The organism is Cytobacillus oceanisediminis, from assembly GCF_003182355.1.
GTDB classification, from domain to species: Bacteria; Bacillota; Bacilli; order Bacillales; family Cytobacillaceae; genus Cytobacillus; species Cytobacillus oceanisediminis_A.
In genome coordinates this window covers 72,277-93,832 of sequence record NZ_QGTW01000002.1, presented here as the reverse complement: position 1 = coordinate 93,832, position 21,556 = coordinate 72,277, and the positions used below count along the sequence as shown (strand labels likewise).

20 protein-coding genes are annotated in these 21,556 nt (G+C 40.9%); 4 read left to right on the top strand and 16 right to left on the bottom strand.

Annotated features, from left to right (window positions below; all coding sequences use genetic code 11):
* Positions 1-20: 20 nt before the first annotated feature.
* Complete coding sequence (locus tag DFO73_RS04745; RefSeq protein ID WP_110063640.1) at positions 21-878, bottom strand: HAD family hydrolase; 858 nt, start codon at positions 876-878, stop codon at positions 21-23.
* A 44-nt stretch (positions 879-922) separates the two neighbouring features.
* The gene (locus tag DFO73_RS04740; RefSeq protein ID WP_110063639.1) at positions 923-1,615 is read right to left on the bottom strand and encodes a DNA alkylation repair protein; all 693 of its coding nucleotides are present in this window, start codon (positions 1,613-1,615) and stop codon (positions 923-925) included.
* A gap of 349 nt (positions 1,616-1,964) precedes the next feature.
* Between DFO73_RS04740 and DFO73_RS04735 the strand changes: the two genes are divergently transcribed.
* Complete coding sequence (locus DFO73_RS04735; protein ID WP_110063638.1) at positions 1,965-3,284, top strand: short-chain fatty acid transporter; 1,320 nt, start codon at positions 1,965-1,967, stop codon at positions 3,282-3,284.
* A 192-nt stretch (positions 3,285-3,476) separates the two neighbouring features.
* On the opposite strand, the gene DFO73_RS04730 is transcribed toward DFO73_RS04735, so the two are convergent.
* The 5 genes from DFO73_RS04730 to DFO73_RS04715 form a co-directional block, all read right to left on the bottom strand.
* Positions 3,477-3,671 (bottom strand): hypothetical protein, encoded by a 195-nt coding sequence (locus DFO73_RS04730; RefSeq protein ID WP_110063637.1) that lies wholly within the window; start codon positions 3,669-3,671, stop codon positions 3,477-3,479.
* A gap of 81 nt (positions 3,672-3,752) precedes the next feature.
* The gene (locus DFO73_RS04725) at positions 3,753-4,760 is read right to left on the bottom strand and encodes an ABC transporter ATP-binding protein (RefSeq protein WP_110063636.1); all 1,008 of its coding nucleotides are present in this window, start codon (positions 4,758-4,760) and stop codon (positions 3,753-3,755) included.
* Between the two features lie 20 nt (positions 4,761-4,780).
* Positions 4,781-5,587, bottom strand: coding sequence for an ABC transporter permease (locus DFO73_RS04720; RefSeq protein WP_110063635.1), 807 nt, complete (start codon positions 5,585-5,587; stop codon positions 4,781-4,783).
* Between the two features lie 3 nt (positions 5,588-5,590).
* On the bottom strand, positions 5,591-5,776 hold the full coding sequence (locus tag DFO73_RS29175) for an ABC-2 family transporter protein (protein WP_258309247.1): 186 nt from the start codon (positions 5,774-5,776) through the stop codon (positions 5,591-5,593).
* Positions 5,715-5,999: a hypothetical protein gene (locus DFO73_RS04715; RefSeq protein WP_258309289.1), complete on the bottom strand. Its 285-nt coding sequence runs from the start codon at positions 5,997-5,999 to the stop codon at positions 5,715-5,717. Before DFO73_RS04715 ends, DFO73_RS29175 begins: the two co-directional genes overlap by 62 nt.
* 206 nt (positions 6,000-6,205) lie before the next feature.
* Here DFO73_RS04715 and DFO73_RS04710 point away from each other — a divergent pair, with 206 nt between their 5' ends.
* Entirely contained in the window at positions 6,206-7,561 is a 1,356-nt protein-coding gene (locus DFO73_RS04710) for a YjiH family protein (protein WP_375137305.1), read from the top strand.
* Between the two features lie 273 nt (positions 7,562-7,834).
* On the opposite strand, the gene DFO73_RS04700 is transcribed toward DFO73_RS04710, so the two are convergent.
* The 8 genes from DFO73_RS04700 to DFO73_RS04665 all read right to left on the bottom strand — a co-directional run bounded on the left by DFO73_RS04700 (position 7,835) and on the right by DFO73_RS04665 (position 15,830).
* Positions 7,835-8,305, bottom strand: coding sequence for a hypothetical protein (locus DFO73_RS04700; RefSeq protein WP_110063632.1), 471 nt, complete (start codon positions 8,303-8,305; stop codon positions 7,835-7,837).
* A 72-nt stretch (positions 8,306-8,377) separates the two neighbouring features.
* The gene (locus DFO73_RS04695; RefSeq protein WP_110063631.1) at positions 8,378-9,475 is read right to left on the bottom strand and encodes a PRK06851 family protein; all 1,098 of its coding nucleotides are present in this window, start codon (positions 9,473-9,475) and stop codon (positions 8,378-8,380) included.
* 456 nt (positions 9,476-9,931) lie between these two features.
* Positions 9,932-10,414, bottom strand: a complete 483-nt coding sequence (ybaK, locus tag DFO73_RS04690; RefSeq protein WP_110064001.1) for a Cys-tRNA(Pro) deacylase — start codon at positions 10,412-10,414, stop codon at positions 9,932-9,934.
* A 99-nt stretch (positions 10,415-10,513) separates the two neighbouring features.
* Entirely contained in the window at positions 10,514-12,175 is a 1,662-nt protein-coding gene (locus DFO73_RS04685) for a glycoside hydrolase family 13 protein (RefSeq protein ID WP_110063630.1), read from the bottom strand.
* Between the two features lie 233 nt (positions 12,176-12,408).
* Complete coding sequence (locus DFO73_RS04680; protein WP_309043009.1) at positions 12,409-12,870, bottom strand: hypothetical protein; 462 nt, start codon at positions 12,868-12,870, stop codon at positions 12,409-12,411.
* 152 nt (positions 12,871-13,022) lie between these two features.
* Complete coding sequence (locus DFO73_RS04675; RefSeq protein WP_110063628.1) at positions 13,023-13,925, bottom strand: NAD(P)/FAD-dependent oxidoreductase; 903 nt, start codon at positions 13,923-13,925, stop codon at positions 13,023-13,025.
* A 115-nt stretch (positions 13,926-14,040) separates the two neighbouring features.
* Positions 14,041-14,637 carry a hypothetical protein gene (locus DFO73_RS04670; RefSeq protein WP_110063627.1) on the bottom strand — a complete coding sequence of 199 codons (597 nt, stop codon included), beginning with the start codon at positions 14,635-14,637 and terminating at the stop codon, positions 14,041-14,043.
* An 11-nt stretch (positions 14,638-14,648) separates the two neighbouring features.
* Positions 14,649-15,830: a ParM/StbA family protein gene (locus DFO73_RS04665; RefSeq protein ID WP_110063626.1), complete on the bottom strand. Its 1,182-nt coding sequence runs from the start codon at positions 15,828-15,830 to the stop codon at positions 14,649-14,651.
* A 1,922-nt stretch (positions 15,831-17,752) separates the two neighbouring features.
* On the opposite strand from DFO73_RS04665, the gene DFO73_RS04650 reads away from it, so the two are divergent.
* Both DFO73_RS04650 and DFO73_RS04645 read left to right on the top strand, forming a co-directional pair.
* Positions 17,753-19,021 carry a GGDEF domain-containing protein gene (locus DFO73_RS04650; RefSeq protein WP_110063623.1) on the top strand — a complete coding sequence of 423 codons (1,269 nt, stop codon included), beginning with the start codon at positions 17,753-17,755 and terminating at the stop codon, positions 19,019-19,021.
* A gap of 233 nt (positions 19,022-19,254) precedes the next feature.
* Positions 19,255-20,748 (top strand): peptide MFS transporter, encoded by a 1,494-nt coding sequence (locus DFO73_RS04645; RefSeq protein ID WP_110063622.1) that lies wholly within the window; start codon positions 19,255-19,257, stop codon positions 20,746-20,748.
* A 305-nt stretch (positions 20,749-21,053) separates the two neighbouring features.
* Here DFO73_RS04645 and DFO73_RS04640 read toward each other — a convergent pair whose 3' ends face one another.
* A complete protein-coding gene (locus DFO73_RS04640) occupies positions 21,054-21,554 on the bottom strand; it encodes a cupin domain-containing protein (RefSeq protein ID WP_110063621.1) in 501 nt (166 codons plus the stop codon).
* Positions 21,555-21,556: the final 2 nt, after the last annotated feature.

Sequence of the window (21,556 nt, the reverse complement as noted above, 5' to 3'; positions counted from 1 at the left end):
CTCTCAACCTCCTTGAAATTTCACTCTAGTACTTCCCAAATCGCTTTGGCTACTCCGCTGTCTTCGTTTGTTGATGTAACTGCATCACATTGCGCTTTAATGATTTCATCGGCATTTCCCATTGCGACTGATCTTCCAGCCCGTTTAAACATGGACAAATCATTATAATTGTCGCCAATCGCCATCGTTTCTAGAAGTGAAATTCCTTTTTCTTTTACAAAAGCTTCAAGAGCAATCCCCTTTTGTGCATTCACACTTGTCAGCTCAAGGTTTTCATCCCCTGATGAACTCACTGCCATGCCTTCCAGCTGAAGCAAGTCCTCCTTTGCGGAAGCGAGAAAATCTGGTTCAAACGAGAAGGCCAGCAGCTTATAAATTTGATGCTCTTCATGGTTGAACAGTTCATCATAGCTGTTCACTTTATGCACCAGCCCCTTTTTAAACCGTTCCTCTGCGGCTTTTGTGACCTCGTCAATGTCCGCTTCAGGGTTTCCGCTTAAAAAGATATCCACAATGATTGAAACGCCTCTATCTTCATCGACTGTATATGTACCTTGGTTTGTATACACCTCGAAGTAAACATTGTTCTGTATAAGGATATAAGCAGCTTTTTTAGCCAAGTCCTTATCGAGCGGATTAGAAGAAACCACTTTTCCATCCGCAGCCCTTACCTCTGCACCATTTGCGCAAATAATCGGGCAGGAGATCCCAGCTTCCTCCAAAACAAAGCTTGCTTCGAAATACGAGCGCCCGGTTGCGATTACAACCTCTACTCCTTTTTTTTGTGCTGCTTTGATTGCTTCAATATTCTCATCCGTTATTTTCTGTGTTGCTGTTAAAAGAGTTCCATCCATATCACTGGCAATGCATTTGATCATGTTATCTCACCTTCTGGCTGTAGTAGTATTTTTTACAGAAAAACTTATTTTGCCATTCTAACATGTTCTTCATTTTCATTTAAATATTTGCTACCTTCCCTGACACTTAATTTAGCCAGGAGATTGGAATCGATAAACAATTTTACTGAAGCATGGTTTGTTTTGGAATACTCCCTGAGAGCCCATCCAATCGCTTTTTGGATGAAGAACTCCCTGCTTTCATTATTTTGGAGAATATAGCGGTATAATAACTCTTCATCTGTATGGTCTTTATACTTTAACTGAAATAAAATCGCGGTCCGGCGAAGCCACATATTATTGCCGGAAGCCCATCCGTCAATTCTTTCCTTTATCACTTCAGGATGCTTTTCCGCAATTGCCCCAACCGCATGCGAAGCAAGCATGTCGACTGTATCCCACCAGGACTTTGATACAATCAGCTTTTCAATTAAACCAAAATGACGCTTCTCTAATTTCTTAGTGAATTTCCCAATATAGTCAAGAGCTGCATTTTGATATTCTCTTTCTTCCATCTCCCACAATGCTTCAACGAAATCCGGCTTGAACTCTTGTTTTAACAGCCCGGTTTCATTAAAGAATTTTTTTAATAAAATTCTTCTTTCAGGCGTTTTAATTCCTAGGTAAGGAAACTTGTTTTTCATGTAATTTTGCATGGGAATTGCTTTCTCTTCGCATCGATTTTCCTCAAAAAGCTTTATTAACAAAGTGATATCCATATAAGCACTCCTTTTTAAACCGAAATAGGTTTATGTCATCATGTTAACGGTAAGGTACTTTAAGGAATTGTCTCTTTCTCCGTTTTTGGACATCTTTTCCTCTTCTTATTAAATTCTAAAGAGTTAAACCCTATTCATCCAATTCCAATGAATGAAGACGTATTTTTTTAAATCCGCCGATCAGCAAGTGTTGCTACCTTTATGTTACCGTCCATACCTTTTAATGTGGCTCTCCCAATTGTAATGGAAACGCTTTTAATACAAATGTTATTTCAGAAAAGAAGGAATATAGGGAATTTTACAGAAAATATAATAAGTTTGGGATCAATTTTTTAAAGGGGGTTACATCATGAAAGTACTGGTATCATTCTTTAACCGCATTATGCAGCGGTATCTGCCAGATCCATTTTTATTTGTTATTATCTTAACTTTCGCCGTTTTTGGATTAGGGCTGATTTTCACTGACAACGGGCCTTATCAGATGGTCCAGCATTGGGGCAATGGTTTTTGGGGACTTTTAGTCTTCTCCATGCAAATGGTGCTTGTCCTGGTAACAGGGCATGTATTGGCCAGCAGCCAAATTTTTAAAAAGGGATTAGGCGCTCTTGCCTCAACTGCAAAGTCACCTGGCCAGGCTATTATCATTGTTACGGTTGTTTCCATGATTGCCAGCCTAATTAACTGGGGCTTCGGTCTTGTCATCGGTGCTTTATTCGCCAAGGAACTTGCTAAAAAAGTTAAGAATGTGGATTACCGGCTTTTAATTGCAAGCGCTTACTCAGGATTTATTGTTTGGCATGGAGGAATTTCTGGTTCCATTCCATTGACAATTGCTACACCGGGCCACTTTTCTGAAGAAATGATTGGTGTGATTGCAACTGACCAAACCATTTTTGCCGGATTCAACCTTTTAATTGTTTTGGCGCTCTTCTTGATTTTGCCTTTTGTTAATCGCTTTATGATGCCTTCAAAAGAGGAGACAATCGTTGTGGATCCTGTACTTCTTCAGGATGATGTTCAGGCTGCCACTCTCGAAAAAGGGGCTTTGACACCAGCAGAACGATTAGAAAACAGCCGCATTATCTCCTTGCTGATCGGACTCTTTGGACTCGTTTTCCTGTTTTCCTATTTTGCTGCAAATGGATTTAAGCTCAATCTTGATATTGTTAATTTCCTGTTCCTGTTTCTTGGCATCCTTTTCCACGGAACACCTAAGCAGTTCCTGGAAGCGGTTGTTAATGCTGTTAAAGGAGCAAGCGGCATCATTGTCCAGTTCCCGTTTTACGCTGGGATCATGGGCATGATGACAACTTCTGGATTAGCAGCAGTTATGTCAGAGGGCTTTGTTTCAATTTCCAATGAATTCACGTTCCATTTCTTTGCGTTCCTAAGTGCCGGATTAGTAAACTTTTTCGTTCCTTCTGGTGGAGGACAGTGGGCCGTTCAAGCCCCAGTTATGCTGGAAGCGGCAAAGGCCATGGACGTATCTATCCCTAAAACTGCAATGGCTGTTGCATGGGGAGACGCCTGGACGAACTTAATCCAGCCTTTCTGGGCTCTGCCTGCTCTTGCGATTGCCGGCTTAAAAGCAAAAGATATCATGGGATACTGCGTACTGACTCTGCTTGTGAGCGGTACCGTCATTTCACTGGGATTGCTGTTTTTCTAAAAATGCAAGAGGATGGCGCACCGGCTATCCTCTTTTTTTTGCGGTTCGTTGATATATCATATTTTCGTTGATATTTGGTCAAGTTTGGTTGCTATATCATAAATTTCGTTGTTGAAATTTATTCACGGCAGCCTAAATAAACCTGCTTAAGATACAAAAAAGCATGACAGCCAGGCGGCCATCATGCCCAAATTAAAGCATTCCATTATGATGATCATTTTTCATGTTATGCATATGCGACTCCATATAAGCCCTCTCAGATTCCGAAACACGCTTCGCATTTTCCTCAGGGTCAAAATCGTCAATTCCATGTCTTTTATGCCACCAGTCAACACACATACCAACTCCCAACAGCACAGCACAAAAGCCAAGAAGATAAAGAATCAATTTGATCACCTCTATGTATTATACAATTTTTCAGAAAATAGCGACACCTTTCATGTGCCCATTTTTCATAGAGGTTTGCGTTTACACTTTCACGGTTTCGGGCAGTTCCTGATAGCCTTCCTGATAGATGCGGCTAATAATGGATTCAATTTCAGGCTCCTCCACTGTCAGATCCTTGATATTATGAGTCTTCGTAATCTGGGCAATTAATTCGGATGCAGAAACCGCATCCCGGTTAAACCGAATCCAGAATCGGCTGGCTTCCTCCTTGAAAACCTCGCCGCCTGTAAGCTTCAAGCGGTGGGAAGATTCCTCCAAATCTACAATGAGTGTCCTGTTTTTTCCGAACTTTTCTTTCACGACTGCCATTTCGCCATCATATACCTTTTGCCCATGGTCGATGAGGATCATGCGTTCACACAGTTTTTCAATGTCTTCCATGTCATGAGTTGTTAAAATAACCGTGATTTTACGCTCATTATTAATCTCTTTAATAAACGTCCTCATTTTCTCTTTGGCTACAACATCCAGTCCGATGGTCGGCTCATCAAGGAAAAGAATCGGCGGATCATGCAAAAGAGAGGCAGCAATATCAGCCCTCATTCTTTGCCCAAGCGAAAGCTGGCGGACAGGTGTATTCAGAAATTCATCCAGCCCCAATATTTCAGTAAATGTATCCATATTTTCTTTGTAGCGTTTATTCGAAACCTGATAGATTTCCTTGAGCAGCTCAAACGATTCAATTGTAGGCAAATCCCACCAAAGCTGTGTCCTCTGGCCAAAAACAACTCCGATATTCTTGGCATTTTCCTGTCTGTTTTCATAAGGGACAATGCCGTTTACCTTAACACTTCCTGAGCTTGGAACGAGAATACCCGTCAGCATTTTGATCGTGGTTGATTTGCCAGCCCCATTCGGCCCTATATAGCCTACCATTTCGCCTTCTTCAATGGAAAAGCTGACATCCTTCACTGCTTCCTTCTTAATATGCTCGCGTTTCACAAGGCTCTTCATAGCTCCCAGAAGGCCTGTTTCCCTCTTGGCAACCATGAAGTCCTTCATCAGATGTTCAACCTCTATAATCGGCATTATAGCCCTCCTAATCTATGTTACGAACCTGTACTCTTATACCGCTTCAATCCCAGCATCCAAATATAATAGGCTGCGGCAAAAAAGATGATTCCGACAAGCGGCGAAAAATAACCTATATTGTCAGGGAAAAATGGCGTTTCTTTTTCCAGTAAAACGGCAGCAGGAAAATAGTTAACAAATCCGAAGGGAACCACAAAGGCAGTGAACCATTGTACGGCCTTCGGATAAATAACCAAAGGATAATTGGTTAAATTTCTGGCCGGATACATAGCCACCCAGTAAAACTGCTCTGATTTGGTCGTCCAAAATGCAAGGGCTGAAATCATCACCAGCAGCCCGCCCTGTATGAGGACGCCTCCTATAACTGAAAACAAAAGAAATAAACTTTTGCCAAGTGTCCAATCCAGCTGCAGCTCAAAGCCAACCCAAATAAAAATACCAATACTGAAAATAAATTGGCCAAAGGAGGCAACATCAAATTTCATCGCCATGAAATGAAAAAACGGATTGATTGGCCTGACAAGAAAGCGGTCAAACTTGCCATTCAGGATGTATGTGTCCAGGCCTCTAAAGTGGAAAAATAAAATAATGCAGAATCCCCAAGATAAAATGGCAACTGCAAATAAAAACAGCATTTCATAAAAAGTCCATGAACCCAATTTCTGAAACTGGTAGAGCATGATCCACATCGTTACCGCAGTTCCTGTATATGAGGTAATCAGCCCGACAATCCTCATAACAAAGGCAAAACGGTACTGCATCTGTGCCCTTATGCCAGCGGAGATGAGTTTAAAGTATAATTCGAAATATTTTAGAACACTCACTCTCTATCCTCCCTGAACAACAACTTTATGTGATGCCCTGTTCCAGACCAGCCTTAATAGCAAGTAACAAACTCCCACCCAAAATAATTGAATCCCTAAGGACAGCAGAATGGTGCTTCCGGAAATTTCACCTATAAAAATGGCGTTTGGTATGTAATAGATTCCTTGAAACGGCAAATAAAGCGCCATTTACTCCCGTTAAAAATTGACTGACCACAATATATGTCAGCATCGCCTCAAAGCTGACACCGCCCGCTTCTTCTCTTCCTGCATATAAAGCAGTCCAAATGGACCCCCACATAAGCAGAAAAATAAGATTGGAGCCAAGCCTCGACCAGACATCGAACCGGTAAACGGCCGAACGAAGAAAAGCCTTCTTCGTGAATGTCCAATATAAACGAAACCTAAACATTCACCCACCTGATTTTTGATTATTTTGATTATTTTATATTTTAACATAATATGGGAGATGAAAATATGCTTGTTAAAATAATCTATTTTGTGTTTAAAAAGGAGGGAAACGGTGGAATTTAAGAGAAAGGAGTTGGCTTTTTAGAGGTTATGAATTAAAATTACTTTTGGTTTATAAATATTAAGTTGAAAAGGTGAATTGTATTGATTAATGCATCCAGAAAGAAGTACACATCTTCAGAAATATTAAGATTTGTTATTCCATCACTTATCGGAATCAGCTTTTTTATGGTTCCGCTAAAATATAACGGGGAAATTACGATCCCAATCGCCATTTTTTCAGGCTGGGTCCAGGATTGGCTTGCTGCTTATCTCCCTGAAATTATGACTTTTATCATCGTTCTGACCCTTCTTGGTACAATCATTGCAAAGTTTTTAAAGCCGGCTTTCATTGAAAAAAGCACGTTCTTTAAAAACTTGTTTGATGTTCCGGCTATATGGTTTGCGGCAAGAATACTGGGGAGCATTTTTGCTGTAATGACCCTGTTCCAAATTGGGCCTGAGCAAGTTTGGTCTGAATATACCGGTGGCTTGCTGCTAAATGATCTGCTGCCAATTCTATTCTCGGTCTTTTTGTTTGCAGGACTTTTTCTGCCGTTGCTATTAAATTTCGGCCTTCTTGAATTTTTCGGATCATTATTAACAAAAATCATGCGCCCTGTCTTCAGGCTTCCAGGAAGATCTTCGATTGACTGTGTCGCTTCCTGGCTCGGAGATGGAACGATTGGTGTACTTTTAACAAGCAAACAATACGAGGAAGGCTTTTACACTAAAAGGGAAGCAGCTATCATTGGCACAACCTTCTCAGTGGTGTCCATCACCTTCAGCCTTGTAGTAATCTCACAGGTTAATTTAGGCCATTTATTCGTGCCTTTTTATTTAACCATTACGGCAGCCGGATTCGTTGCGGCGATTATTAGCCCAAGGATCCCGCCATTATCCAGAAAACCTGATACGTATTATAACGGCCAGGAAGGCGGACTTGATGAAACGATTCCAAAAGGACACACTCCAGTCAGCTGGGGATTCTCCCAGGCCGTTGAAAAAGCAAAAGGCAATCAGAGTGTAAAGCATTTCTTTGAACAAGGTGCCAAAAACATTCTTGATATGTGGATGGGTGTGGCGCCGATTGTCATGGCACTTGGCACACTTGCACTTATCATCGCTGAGTACACACCAGTATTTAAGTATCTAGGCATGCCTTTTATTCCGCTCCTGCAGCTCATGCAGGTTCCGGAGGCAGCTGCAGCTTCTGAAACCATGATTGTCGGATTTGCGGATATGTTCCTGCCATCTGTTATTGGCGCTAGTATAGAGAGTGAATTAACTCGCTTTGTCGTAGCTGCTGTATCGGTTACACAGCTAATCTACATGTCAGAAGTGGGCGGACTGCTTCTTGGATCTAAAATTCCGGTTTCACTTAAAGATTTGATTATTATCTTTTTAGAAAGAACAATCATTACGCTGCCGGTAATTGTTCTGGCTGCACATATTATTTTTTAATTGTAAAAAGGGTGTCCCGGCATTGGATACCCTTTTTGATTTAAACATGACTTATTCTTTGGCTCTGTTAAACTCTTGCCTTTGTATTTCCGCTCCAGGCGCTCTGCGCCTGCGGGGTCTCCCTTTGATCCGCACTCCCGCAGGACATTGAATAAGCATCCTCGAATAAACACCGCACGAAGAAAATGCGGATGCATTTTCGCGGGATTAGCACCTTCCGCTACAATCAACAGGGTGCCAAAATCAACAATGAGCTTTATCAAAGCCTATTCATTAAAAGCATTGGAATGAGCTAATTCTTCTTAAATCCGTCCCGTAATAAGTCCAGCGGAATCTTCTCCAACGCCATCCTGCTACAGAGGTTCGGCCTACAAATGTCGGGTAAAACCAGAAGCTGTTGCCATTTTCAAGCCAGATATAGGTATAGCGATATAAACAGCGTCTTATGCCTCCCGGATCAACCGCAAATGTGCCTGCCTGCTGCATCTGCGGGGTATAACTTGGAGGTGGCCCTGGTGGAGCCCCATCTTGCTGCTGCCCCCCACCGCCAGGCGGTGGTCCCGGCGGTCCGAATCCCCCGCCTGGGCCTCCCCCCGGAAATCCTGGAATTCCGAATCCGCCGCCTGATCCTCCGCCCGGAAATCCTGGAATTCCAAATCCGCCGCTTGATCCTCCTGGAAACGTTCTGCCATCGAGAGTATAATCAGGCATATATGGGTAAAAAGGGTAATTTATATAATCCATCTATTCTAAAGCTCCTTTCCATTTCCTTCGGTGTAATGTATGCCTATTGCCCAAAATCGTGATTTACGTGTGCTACACCTTTTCGGAAATCAGCAGCAGTTCTGAGCGAATACTCTCTTTAATCCTTTCTACTGCCTCAAAATCCATAGCATCTACATATATCTCTTCTAATTCATCATGAAGACTTTTTGCCCTTGCCAAATAAGATATCGCTTCACTCATTTTATTTTTATAACGGGTGCTGATGTCTTTAATCTGTTCAGCATAAATTTCATCTGTGCCTGAATTGATGGTGATATCATACATATCTATGATTTCATCACCATCTCGGCTCGGAAAATATTCATGCGGTGCGGTGCTATCGAAAATAGCCAAACCAAGCTCCCGCACTATGATCATATCGAGGCTGTGAGGGTCAAAGCCGCAGTGATAGATTTCAATATCAAATCCTCGGTTTTCGGCCTCTGCAGCCAGCTTTTTCAGCATAGTTGACTTGCCTGAACCCGGACGCCCCTTAATAAAGTACCTTTTCCGAATATCTTCTGTAAGATTTGGCACGAAGTCTACCGCGCCTGTTGGAGTGGCGGCCCCTAAATATCGGTGCTTAACAGATGGAGTTTTATTCAATTTCATATTTGCATAGAAGGTCTGAATGAGCTTTTTCGTCAGTTCATCTGCCTTTTGGAAATTCATATTTTCGATATAAATTTTTTCCCATTCGTCATGGATTTTCAACGCTTCAGCAAATGTTTCATAGGCGGCTGCGAATGAGCTGCTAATCTGGCTTGCCAATGAAGTAATTTCTTCTTTTTTCCCAGCCAATGCCTTCGAATCCCAGGCTTCTCCCAGATTGATATATTCATCAACTGCACCAGGTGCTTGAGGTTCAATGACATGTGGAGCTGTTCCATCTACAATGCCTGCTTTTAATGCTGGAATGATAACTCCGTCGATTGAATGATTGTCAGAAGAGCAGTGAATATATTCAAGATCATAGCCTTTTTCAGATAGTTCCGCTCCGATCGCTTTCATCAGAGAGGATTTTCCTGTCCCAGGCCCGCCTTTTAAAATAAAGAGACGGTCAAGCCCTTGCAGGTTAGAATCAAACAAACTGTGGAATCCGCGGGCAGTGTTTCCGCCGGCAAAGTAATTTAATTTCTTCCCAGCCACTCTTACACTTCCTTTCGAAATGCATTTTCACCTTACAGTATGCAAAGAAAGATAGATGGGTGAATGCCTATGAAAAAAAAGCTGTTGGTTTCTATAGTTTTATTAGTTGATGATATTTAGGAATAGTTGACGAAAAATAAAAAAGATTGATGATATATTTATTAAGTTAACGATGTAAGAGGCAAAGTTCATGATAAACTCGATTTTTAATAAAAAGGCTCTGGTAAACTTGCCTATTGTTTTCCGGTCCAGGTTCGCTTTCCGCCGGCGGTCCGGCGGTCTGACGCTCCTCCGTGCCTATCGCGCCTGTGGGGCCTCCCTTTGACACGCTCCTCCCGCTTGAGTCTCGTGCCTTACGCTCCAATCAGCAAGATGCCAAAATCATCATTAAGCTTTAACACGGCCAATAAAAAAAGAGCGCTAAATCACAACGATTAGCCCCCTTTAAAGGATTATTTATTCACTTTTCACAAGATCCTCTAGCTTTGCCCCTATAATTTGCTGTAAATCACCTATTTTCAGCTCCATTTGCATGCCAATCTTTCCGCCGCTGACAACGATCTCCTCAAGGTCGGAAGCCTTAATATCAACGTAAGAAGGATATTGCTTTTTCATTCCGACTGGAGAACAGCCTCCGCGAATGTAGCCGGTAAGCTTCTGGATATCCTTAACCGGAATCATCTCCACCCTTTTTTCTCCTGCAGCCTTTGCGGCCTTTTTTAGATCCAGTTCATCTTCCACCGGAATGATAAACACATATACCTGCTTGCTGTGGCCTTGAGCGACTAGCGTTTTATAGACCGCCTTAGGATCTTTTCCAATCTTCTCCGCAACCGAAACCCCGTCTATCTTTCCATCCTGACTGTCGTAGGTGATTAATTCATAATCTACCTTCTGCGCATCCAGAATACGCATCGCATTCGTTTTACCCTTAGCCATACCTGCGCCTCCATTACCTATTTTTACGATGTTCATCAAAAGACTCCTTTATCCACTCAAAAAAAACAGGATACTCACATGAGAGTCCTGTTTTTATTACTATTTTATACGATATACGCGCGCTTCATAGGGCTTAAGTGTGAAAGAATCAACATCTTCATGCTTTTCAATAGTGTAGTTATTCAATAAAAGCTGGTCATATGAAAGCTTAAATTCTGATTCAAAGTCTGCTGCCTTGGATGAAAGGTTTGTAATAACTACTACCTGATCATCCTCAGAAGTGCGGGTATAGGCATAAATCTGCTTATCTTCTTCTAGCAATAAATCATATTGCCCGTATGTGAAAACTTCATTTTCTTTTTTCAGGCGAATCATTTTCTTATAAAAAGAAAGGATGGAATCTTCGTCCTGAGATTGTACTTCCACATTAATATTCGTATAATTCGGATTTACTTTTATCCACGGCTGACCAGTTGTAAACCCTGCGTTCTCTTTTGTGGACCACTGCATTGGGGTACGGCTGTTGTCACGAGATGATGCCCAAATGACCTCCATGATTGCCTGGTGGGGGATGCCTTCTTCTTTTTTGATGCGGTACAGATTTTTGACTGCCACATCGTCATAATCATCAATGAAAGGGAATTGAACATTTGTCATGCCGATTTCCTGTCCCTGATAAATAAACGGTGTTCCCTGCATAAGGAAATACATCGCACCCATTGAAGTTGCACTTTGGTGCCAATATTCATTATCATTTCCCCATGTCGAGACAACACGCGGCTTATCGTGGTTCTCGATGAATAAAGCGTTCCAGCCATCCCCCTCAAGCCCTTTTTGCCAGCGGGTAAGAACTTTTTTAAGTTCTACAATATCGAGCTCCGGATTGGTTTCCGCATCCCACAGGCCCAGGTGTTCGAATTGGAATATCATATCCATTTTGCCTTTATCTTCACCAACCCAAAGGTCTGCTTCATCCACAGTAACACCGTTCGCTTCGCCTACTGTCATAACATCATAGTTAGCATATGTGCGGTCTTTAAATTCCTTTAAGAATTCATGAATCCCTTCCTGGTTCATATGCATATCGAAGGATGAAACATACTTTTTCTTTTTCGGATTCGGCATGTCAGGGAAGCCCGGACGCTTTTTTATATGGCTGATGGCATCGATTCGGAATCCATCGATTCCCTTATCAAGCCACCAATTAACCGTATCATATAGCGATTCGCGGACTTCTTTTTTCTCCCAGTTCAAATCAGGCTGTCTAGTAGAGAAAACATGCAGGAAATATTGATCCGTTTTCTCATCATATGCCCATGCGGATCCGCCAAAAATACTTTCCCAGTTGTTTGGCTCTTGGCCATTCTTGCCGTCTCTCCAAATATACCAATCCCTCTTTGGATTGTCTTTGGAAGAGCGCGATTCTATGAACCAAGGATGTTCGTCACTTGTATGGTTTAAGACAAGGTCCAAAATCAGCTTCATATCACGCTTATGGACTTCGTCAAGCAGCTGGTTGAAATCCTCCATCGTGCCGAAGTCTTTCATAATATCCTGGTAATCTGAAATATCGTAGCCATTATCATCATTTGGAGATTTGTACATCGGGCAAATCCAAATGACATCTATACCTAAACCTTTAATATAATCAAGTCTTTGAATGATTCCCTGAAGATCGCCAATCCCATCTCCATTTGAATCCTGGAAACTGCGTGGATAAATTTGATACCCAACGGCTTCCTTCCACCAAATCTTCTTCATATTAACACCCTCAATTTATAAATAATTTCTCATTCAGTGCGCAAACGTTTGCATTGGGCGGTATAAAAAAAAGCTGCTTGCTGTCAGCATTTGCATACTACTACAGTAAGTGTAACGCTTACAATTGATTTTATCAATACCCTTTTCGTGACAAAATTGGGTTAATTTCTGGAGAAATGGTGCTATTTAAACACAATAAAGCCGCAGTTTTCTTTACTGCGGCTTTCAGGAATTCAGGCTGGCTCCAATTGAAGCTGGTCCCAATATGGCTTTAATGAGTGGTAAATAATCTTCTGCATAAAAGCCCTATCCATTTCCGGAAGGATTTTTTCAGCAAAACCCCATGCATTTTCTTCTATTTTCAGGGCAATTTGACAACGCTCCTGTTCAGTCCCGCAAAAATCGAGCCGTTCTGCTAATTCTTCGAGCTCTTTGTCCTCCGCATGGCCAAGTTCATGTGCAAAAACAACAGCGAAATAATCCCAAAACTGTTCACCTGAAGAAAACAGCTGATAACATTGGTTTTTAATCTCTTCAATATATAGTGTAATTGTATGCGATCCCATGCTGTACTTTCCGCCTGCTAAACGATTTCCCGGAAAATGACCTTCCAGCTTAATATTCACAAGGCTCCCTGATCTCTCCAGCAACTCCTGAACAACTAGATCCAATCCCTCTTTTTTCAATTCATACACCTTTCTCTATGAGTGTTCAAATAGTGGGTACAAGTAGATTTTCCCGACTTTTGAACAGCCCCCAATAGCTTATAGGCTATTATATGAGAAAAAGGCAAAAAAATAAACCAAGTTAATTACCCTTTTATAATGAGTGTGAAACCCTTTTAAATCTACTTTTTTTCCTGCAAAAGCGATTTATGAATCCAAATGGCTGCCTGGGAGCCTTCTCCCATTGCGATTGTGACTTGCTCAGAGTGTGCTGCGACGTCGCCTGCTGCCCAAACGTTTTTTACATTAGTCATCTTTGATCGGGCATCTGTTACAATATGCTTATTTTCTAGGCGTTCGACTCCCAGCTGTTTGGCTAGGCCGGATTTTACCTCGTTTCCTCCAAAAGCAATAAACCCTCTATCGCCTGTTACTTCTTTTCCTCTTTCCAGCAATACTCCATTAAATTTGTCATCTTCTGCAAGTACCTTTTGAATGGCACTTTCAATATATTCAATGTTTTTTTCCTTCATTTTCTCCATGAGCTTTTGATTTACCGCAGCTTTTTCATGGTTAATATAAACAAGATCATTCGTCCAATAGGACAAAGTTAAAGCCATACTAGCCCCCGCGTTCCCTGAGCCGAGTATTATTGTGCGTTTGTCCTTCACCTCATATCCGTCACAATCAGGGCATACATACACTGAAATACCCAGGCACGGCATTAATTCAGGGAATGGAGGGATGCGATCCATGACCCCTGTTGCGAGCAATATCCGGATGCCGCTGTATTTATTCCCGTTATCGGATGTAACTTCAAAACCTTCGCTTGTCTTTTGAGCCTGCTCAACTCTCTCGAAAGCAAACTCCACCCCAAGGCTTTCCGCATGCCTTTTCCCTATTTCCCGCAATTCCTGGCCGCTTACACCATCAGGATAACCTAAAATATTATGGTAGCTCCTGCATATGGTAGAGCGTCCATCATTGGAATCAAGAACCAAAACGCTATGCTTATACCTGCCAAGCTGAATAGCAGCCTGTAGGCCAGCAATTCCGCCGCCTACAATTAGACAATCATAAACCAACTCTGTTCCTCCTTTTCTGTGCCAAAATAGGCTGTACCTGTAATTTACCCGGAAAAATCCCATCTAAATACAAAAAAGGGGAGTTTCGGTTAAAATCCGAAACTCCCCTTTCCCTTTATTTATTCATATGTGCAAGAAAGCCGCCAAGAAGTGTATCCAAATCTTCTTCGCTTTCCTCTTCAGGTTCATCTTCTGCTTGTTCTTGCTGTTCTTTTCTTGCTTTTTCCCAATCAAAATCAAGCAAATCATCTTCAATATCCGCCACGGGTTCAGAATGGGTTTCTTCTAAGGCAGCCGCCGCTGAATCATATTGTTCAAGCTTAGGCAAAGGTTCCTCTTGCAGATACAATGCCTCATCCAGATCAGAAGACCTGCTGTTCAGAGAGGCAAGCAAAGACGTAGCACGAACAGGATCCGTAATTAACTGATAAAGAATGCTGCCCAGCAATGCTTCTGAATGCTCATGCTTTAGCCAATCCCTTTGAATCTTGCTTAATCCCTTAGGAAGGGGAATGGTAATGGTTTCCCGATCCTTGTTTTGGGAACTGCTGACTCCCTGCATTACATACTCTGCAATTTTGCTTGAAAAATTCCGTCTTTCGGTTTCCTTCAGCTTTTGCAAATGCTTCAAGATATGATCAGGTGTATCAGAAGGGACACGAAAGGATATCGATTGCCCTCTCTTTATTTCAGAAGAGGAAGCTTTTTTCATGAAGTATCACCCTAGTTGGCTTTAACAGGTTTTTTGTCCTGGTCTGCCTTTTCTTTATTCGTTCTTCTTGTAAAATCCGAGATTAGCTTATAATAAGCATTTGACATCATCCAGATGCTTTCTTTTTCATCCTCGAAGAAATCAATATTATATCCGTCAAGATTGTTATTTAAAGTCTTCAGATAATCTTTTAAAACAATAGAACCGCCGCCTACAAAGTAGCAGATTTCTGTTTGCGAGTTCTTTTGCCACACATTGCGGAGCAGGCGATACTGCTTCTTAGCCAGGTCAAGAAGGATGCGGTCAGTTATATCATGGACGCTTGTCCGGCTTCCTTTTACCATGATGTGGTTGCGGTCATTCTTTTTCGTAATGATTTCAACTACATCTCTGCGGCTGTCCAGCTCAACGCCATGCTTCGATCTGATTTCTTCGCGGATTGATTCAAGCGCTTCTGAAACCCCCAGGTTAAATCCTTGAGCTTTGTCATCATCGACATTGCGGTTTTTAATCACAGCAATATCGGTTGATAACCCGCCAATATCCTGAATAAGAATGCGCTTATCAATTAAATCCTTATTAATAATGTTTAAGTTATTGTCCATTACAAGATTAATGTAAGCTGCAAAACCTTCAGGATAAACTTTGACTTCATCAAATTTGATGTTGACCTTTAAACCTTGATATTTAGGTGTAACAAGGAACTCAACCTGATGGACTGATCCCAGTAATTTTGAACGATAACCGGCATCCTTTCCTTCTTTTACTTCACGAAGGGGAAGGCCTGTCCCAAGCGTATAGTTTGAATCAATGACATTTCCTGATTTCTTAAAACCTGTTGAACCATCCCTCTGAACAGCATCCAATGCCAATGTGGCAAAAAGCATTACTAATGTCTGATCTTCTTCAGACTTGCTGCTTCCAGGATCAAGCTCAGTGGCATTGTCACTCTTTGTCGCCAAGTGGCCAACACGATAAATCGCATTATTTTCTTTCAGGGCAGGGGAGTGGACTCTAATATGTATACCTTCAAGCGGATCCTTGCTGTCCAGCTCTTCAATTCCAATAACCGGTCTATCTTCAACATCTCTTGCAATTACATTTGGGATGTTTAATTCTGCATCCATTTTTCCAAATATCGCTTTAATAGAATCGTTCCCTACATCAACTGCTGCAATTCTTGAATTACTCAATTCACTTCAATCCTTTCATTCTCTTAAATAGAGGTGTTTATTTAAGAGTAATCGAGATTACTAGATTTTACAATGAGAGGAGATAAAAAGTAATGAAAGCGTAAAGACGTAAACAAAGTGTAAACTTGATCATCTTTGTTTACACTTTTCGACTACATGTATACACGACTGCACACATCTTAATATTTCAGTATGCACACTCTTTTGTATACATGTTTACATTATTGCGCACATTTGCAGTCATTTTGTATACTTGTTTGCATTTTTGTGTACATTCATAATTTGTTCTTTTTTATCCTAACTCACTTCCTATATGAAGCTAATAAATATTAACTATTTTTCCAATTAGCGGAGTGCAAAGGATGGAAAATTTAACAAAACCAATCCCCCCCTTATTATTTTAGGGCAAATTTTATTTTCCATTTTTTTAAGTGGATGATTAAATTCCTGGATTGAGTACTTTAAAGCTGATTTTTCCTCTTCCAGCTTAGCCGAATACACTAATCTAAAGTTATCATCTATTTTCAAATGTCTATTCCATATTTATGTTCGCTCTTTCCAACGGCAAAACCGAGCAGGGCGTAAAATGACGAAACCCCAACATTACTGTCCTCTGTATCAAACCCAGGTACTTAATACCTTTTCGCTGAACATGAGGTTTTTTTATCCATTGGACATATGCTGCTTGATTTACGAACGGAACCCCCGGCATAAGTCTCCCCTACCAGGATAAAATGATTTCGCTAAGCTGGGTTATTTGAATCACAGTCGGAAGCGTAAGATTTGAAACTGGACACAGTCAAACCGTCCCTTTCTCATTAATGAAGCCAAAAAACAATTTTACCTATAAAAGCATTTTTTTAAATATAAAAAGAGGGGAAGGGGGGTTAAATAAACACTTCCAGTAAATGATGAGCGGCGATCTGGCGTCAGTTTCGTCACTCCTCATAGCATACGCTGCGTTGCTCGTTCGATCGCTTCTTTATCTTCTTTTTACTCATTGCCTTCAATATATTATGCTCTTCATTTAATAGTAGGAGAATAATATGATTTAGTTTTAAAGGATATGAAAGCAAGGGATCAATACCAATGTCTTTTGTCCATATAGCCTCCTGTCATAAATCAGCATAGTATATGCGCTGAACATAATATCGAAAAAAGGCAGGGAGACAATTCTCGCGTCACCTTTAAAGGCTTAGGTATATCACCAGAAGATATTCATTTGGCAAGCCTATATACTCATATGTATGCATGTATACATATGAGTACACATGCCTCTACATCAATAAGAATACAAGATTGAATACTTGTTTACGTTTTTGTACACATTTGTAAACTTTATTGTATACTTGCATACACTTTTGTTTTCAGCAAATAAAAGTGCGCTTTTATCCTATTAAAGCTTCCTCTTTGTCCATATATTTTTTTCTTTGCTTTCAAGGACTAAATTAAAGAAAGGAAAAGGACGTCTGGTTGACTATTAACCAGACATCCCTTGAAAAGTAGAATTTAAAAATGCATAAATAAATCGGTTATTTAAGCTTCACTCAAGATCCATTGAATTGGAACCTGTTTATCAGGATAAATAAAATTCAAGATTTTCATCAATGGCCGAATCCACTACATTTAGTCAAGATGGCTGTCAATATTGGGATTCTCTTATGTGGATGTCAGATGAATGTTCAAAGTGGCAGATGGACAAGAGCTTGTTAAAGGGGCAGAGACTGCTTGCGCTGTAACTTTCCCCGAAAATCACGTACAGTCCTGATGCTGTGCTCAGTTACTGATGGGAGGCTTACGGAATATCTGTAAAAAGAAATTAAATGTTATAAAATTATGAAAATATTTTAGATTAAACTATTTTATAGAAAAAAATTCCTTTAAAATAGAGATATACATACAATGGAAGGGAGAACAGCTCTATGCATGGCTCAAGAATCTTCATGTTATCGCTATTTTTTATTGCTATGGCCATTGCTTTTTCCTCAAAGGGGATCATTGTCGAGAGTCCTGCATATTTAAAAGCGCTGTTTATTTATTGGTTCTTTTCAAGCTTGTACCATCATTTACGCATTATCAGTAAAAACGGCAGCACCAGTATGGATTATGGCATCAATTACAGCCTATCGATCGGGATATTTACCGGGCCTTTAGGTTTATTTATTTTTGAAGGTATCTATCGATTTACCGTTTATTTCAATAAAAAGCGTACGAAAACAGCTGATCCGGATGAATTTGTCCATACCTTTTACAATATCGGTTCCTTCGTGCTCAGTAACTCGATTGCTTTTTATCTGTTTAATTTTCTCTATCCCCTCTTGCAGCCAGTACCGTTTGGTTTTTGGATAATTATGCTTATCCTTATAACCGTCACATCCCTGCTTTCAGATGCTTTCTTAATCACCATTTTCTCTTTAATGGGAGATATTAAAACCAAAAGGGAAGCAATAGATTTTATTAAAACAAGAAGTGTCCTGGATATGGGGAAAATAGCCTTCACCAATGGTCTTTTGCTGCTATTCCTTCAAGAAGGCAAATGGGAAATGCTTATTAGTTTATTTGTCCTGAATTATCTTGTAAGCCGTTCATTTCTTTCAAAATCTCAAATGCTGCAAAATAAGATAGAACGGGATAAATTTGAACAGATGGCCTATACAGACTTTTTAACAGGTGTATACAACCGGGCCTATATGGATAAAAAAATGACTGAGCTGAACAGGAAGGATGAATATATCGGCATTATAGTGGCGGATATAGATAAGTTCAAAAGAATAAACGATAGTTACAACCATGCTGTTGGCGACCAGGCGATCAGGCATTTTGCCAATACGCTAAAAAGCTATCTTTCAAAAGAAGATTGCTTATTTCGCAGCGGCGGAGAAGAGTTCACGATTTTTCTCAGAAATCGCAACTACCAGGAGAGCGTTTTATTGGCGGAAAAAATTCGCAAGGGAATTGAAGACAGCACTTTTGAAGCCGAATTTAAGGAAGAAAACATTTCACTATCCTATACTGCGTCATTTGGACTGTTTTTCTATAAAATAAATGAGCAGCTTTCAATCGAAAAAGCATATGTTTATGCAGACCAGTTGCTGCTGCAATCAAAGGATTTGGGCAAAAACAGGCTATCAAGCAGTAACGCTCATGATAAGCCATTTAGTAATAAAAATACAGTACTTGCTGAGGTTTAATAGAATATGAAAAAATGCCGCCGGTTTGGGTGGCTTTTTTTATGGGAATAATAAGCTTGTTTTTAAAAAGCATGAAAACAATAATTATTCTGAAAAAATAAAATTCTAGATAAATTTACAGGATAATTCAATTATTTATTATTAAAGTCAATAATAACCATGGCTACATAAAACTTTTTTTGACAATTTGAAACTATGAAAGATATTATAGAATAGCTAAAGGAGGATTATACATGACAGATAATAATAGGCAGAAAATTGTTGAAAGTGTGCCTCAAAAAGGCTTCTTTGGCCATCCTAAGGGCTTGTTCACACTTTTCTTCACTGAGTTTTGGGAACGTTTCTCTTACTATGGAATGAGAGCAATCCTTGTATTTTATATGTATTATGAGGTTTCAAAAGGCGGATTAGGCCTTGATGAAACAACTGCACTTGCCATCATGTCTATCTACGGATCATTAGTTTATATGTCCGGGATTATTGGAGGCTGGCTGGCAGATAGAATCTTCGGAACTTCAAAGGCTGTTTTCTACGGCGGAGTTTTAATCATGCTTGGTCATATCGCTCTTGCTATTCCTGGAAGCCTTGCAATGTTCTTTGTATCCATGGTGCTCATCGTCCTTGGTACGGGACTTCTAAAGCCTAACGTATCCAGCGTTGTCGGGGAAATTTACAGTCCGCAAGACACGCGCCGTGATGCCGGCTTCAGTATTTTCTACATGGGTATTAACCTTGGCGGATTTCTTGCACCTTTAATTGTCGGAACAGTTGGAATGAAGTATAATTTTCACTTAGGTTTCGGTATTGCTGCAGTAGGTATGTTCTTTGGATTACTGGTATTTATCTTTACAAAGAAGAAGAACCTAGGATTGGCTGGAACATTTGTTGCCAACCCATTAACAGGTGATGAAAAGAAAAAAGTTTACACACGTATTGGATTGGGAGCCTTAATTATTGCGATTTTAGTTGCAATTGGTATTCCTACAGGACTTTTAACAGTAGATACTTTTATCGCGCTTGTTGGTATTTTAGGGATCACAATCCCAATTGCATACTTTACCGTTATGTATCGCAGCCCTAAGACAACGGATGTGGAACGTTCACGAATCATTGCGTACATTCCGCTGTTTATCGCATCTGTTATGTTCTGGGCGATTCAGGAACAAGGTTCAACAATCTTGGCTAACTATGCTGATAAGCGTACACAGCTGGACTTCATGGGAATTCATATATCACCAGCATGGTTCCAATCGCTTAACCCATTATTTATCATTTTCTTAGCGCCAGTGTTTGCATGGATGTGGGTGAAGATGGGCGAACGCCAGCCTTCAGTTCCACAAAAGTTCTCATTGGGACTATTATTTGCCGGTCTATCATTCATCGTGATCCTGGTACCTGCTTACATGGGCGGAACCGATTCTCTGGTAAACCCATTATGGCTAGTGCTCAGCTACTTCATCGTCGTACTTGGTGAACTATTGTTATCACCTGTAGGACTTTCAGCAACAACAAAATTAGCGCCTGCAGCCTTCTCAGCACAAACTATGAGCCTCTGGTTCCTGTCAAATGCTGCGGCACAGGCTATCAATGCACAAATCGTTAAATTCTATACCCCGGAAACTGAAATGACCTATTTCGGTGTAATCGGTGCATCTGCAATCGTACTGTCTATCATCTTATTCCTATTGAGTCCAAAGATTCAGGGATATATGAAGGGTGTACGTTAATAGGTAGAAATGCAAAAGCCAGAAGAGGTGTTGCTCTTCTGGCTTTTTTGTTGATTTTAGCACCCTGTTGAGTGGAGTGGAAGGTGCGAAATCCTCGGAAATGCTGACACATTTCCTTCGTGCGTTGTTTATTCGGAGGAAGCTTATTCAATGTCCTGCGGGAGAAGCGTGTCAACGGGAGACCCCACAGGTGCGAATGCACCGAGGAACGTCGGACCGCCCACGTTTAGCTGAGTACCTGAAGCGGAAATCAACAGGCAAATTTAACAGAGCCAAATATTTAAAAAGGAATCGGACAATTCACTTTACGTTTTCCACTTCTCCAGCAAAGGCCCCTCGTCACCATAAACAGGATCCTTATCAGGGACCGAAACACTCTCAATTTCTGCCAAAGCCTGTTCACGTTCTGCATGGTCTTTTTCCTTCATATTCGGGCCTCTTCCATCCGGATAGGCACCCACAACTACGAAATCAGCACTGCTTTCTAGCTTCTTATGGCCTGTCCCTGCCGGAAGCACAATCACATCGCCCATATGCAGTTCAAAACGCTCTCCCTCATCGCCTCCAATAAGAACCGTTGCATTTCCTGCTTTTACGCCTAAAACCTCATGTGTATTAGTGTGATAATGATGATAATCATACACTCCGCCAGTCCAGCTCCCGGTCCAATTATAGCGGTTAAATGTGGGTTCAATATCATCCGGATGATCCTTGAACGCACCTTTATAAACGATGACAGGCAATGTCGGGTTATTTGGTATTCGTCCATCATCTTTTAGCATAAATGTTTGTACTTGTTGGTTCACAA

Coding starts and splice junctions, on each gene's coding strand:
- DFO73_RS04735 (WP_110063638.1), top strand. CDS start 1,965: ATGAAAGTACTGGTATCATTCTTTAACCGCATTATGCAGCGGTATCTG.
- DFO73_RS04645 (WP_110063622.1), top strand. CDS start 19,255: ATGACAGATAATAATAGGCAGAAAATTGTTGAAAGTGTGCCTCAAAAA.
- DFO73_RS04700 (WP_110063632.1), bottom strand. CDS start 8,305: ATGGATTATATAAATTACCCTTTTTACCCATATATGCCTGATTATACT.
- DFO73_RS04715 (WP_258309289.1), bottom strand. CDS start 5,999: ATGTTTAGGTTTCGTTTATATTGGACATTCACGAAGAAGGCTTTTCTT.
- DFO73_RS29175 (WP_258309247.1), bottom strand. CDS start 5,776: ATGGCGCTTTATTTGCCGTTTCAAGGAATCTATTACATACCAAACGCC.
- DFO73_RS04650 (WP_110063623.1), top strand. CDS start 17,753: ATGCATGGCTCAAGAATCTTCATGTTATCGCTATTTTTTATTGCTATG.
- DFO73_RS04685 (WP_110063630.1), bottom strand. CDS start 12,175: ATGAAGAAGATTTGGTGGAAGGAAGCCGTTGGGTATCAAATTTATCCA.
- ybaK (WP_110064001.1), bottom strand. CDS start 10,414: ATGGCTAAGGGTAAAACGAATGCGATGCGTATTCTGGATGCGCAGAAG.
- DFO73_RS04725 (WP_110063636.1), bottom strand. CDS start 4,760: ATGCCGATTATAGAGGTTGAACATCTGATGAAGGACTTCATGGTTGCC.
- DFO73_RS04740 (WP_110063639.1), bottom strand. CDS start 1,615: ATGGATATCACTTTGTTAATAAAGCTTTTTGAGGAAAATCGATGCGAA.
- DFO73_RS04745 (WP_110063640.1), bottom strand. CDS start 878: ATGATCAAATGCATTGCCAGTGATATGGATGGAACTCTTTTAACAGCA.
- DFO73_RS04670 (WP_110063627.1), bottom strand. CDS start 14,637: ATGAAAAAAGCTTCCTCTTCTGAAATAAAGAGAGGGCAATCGATATCC.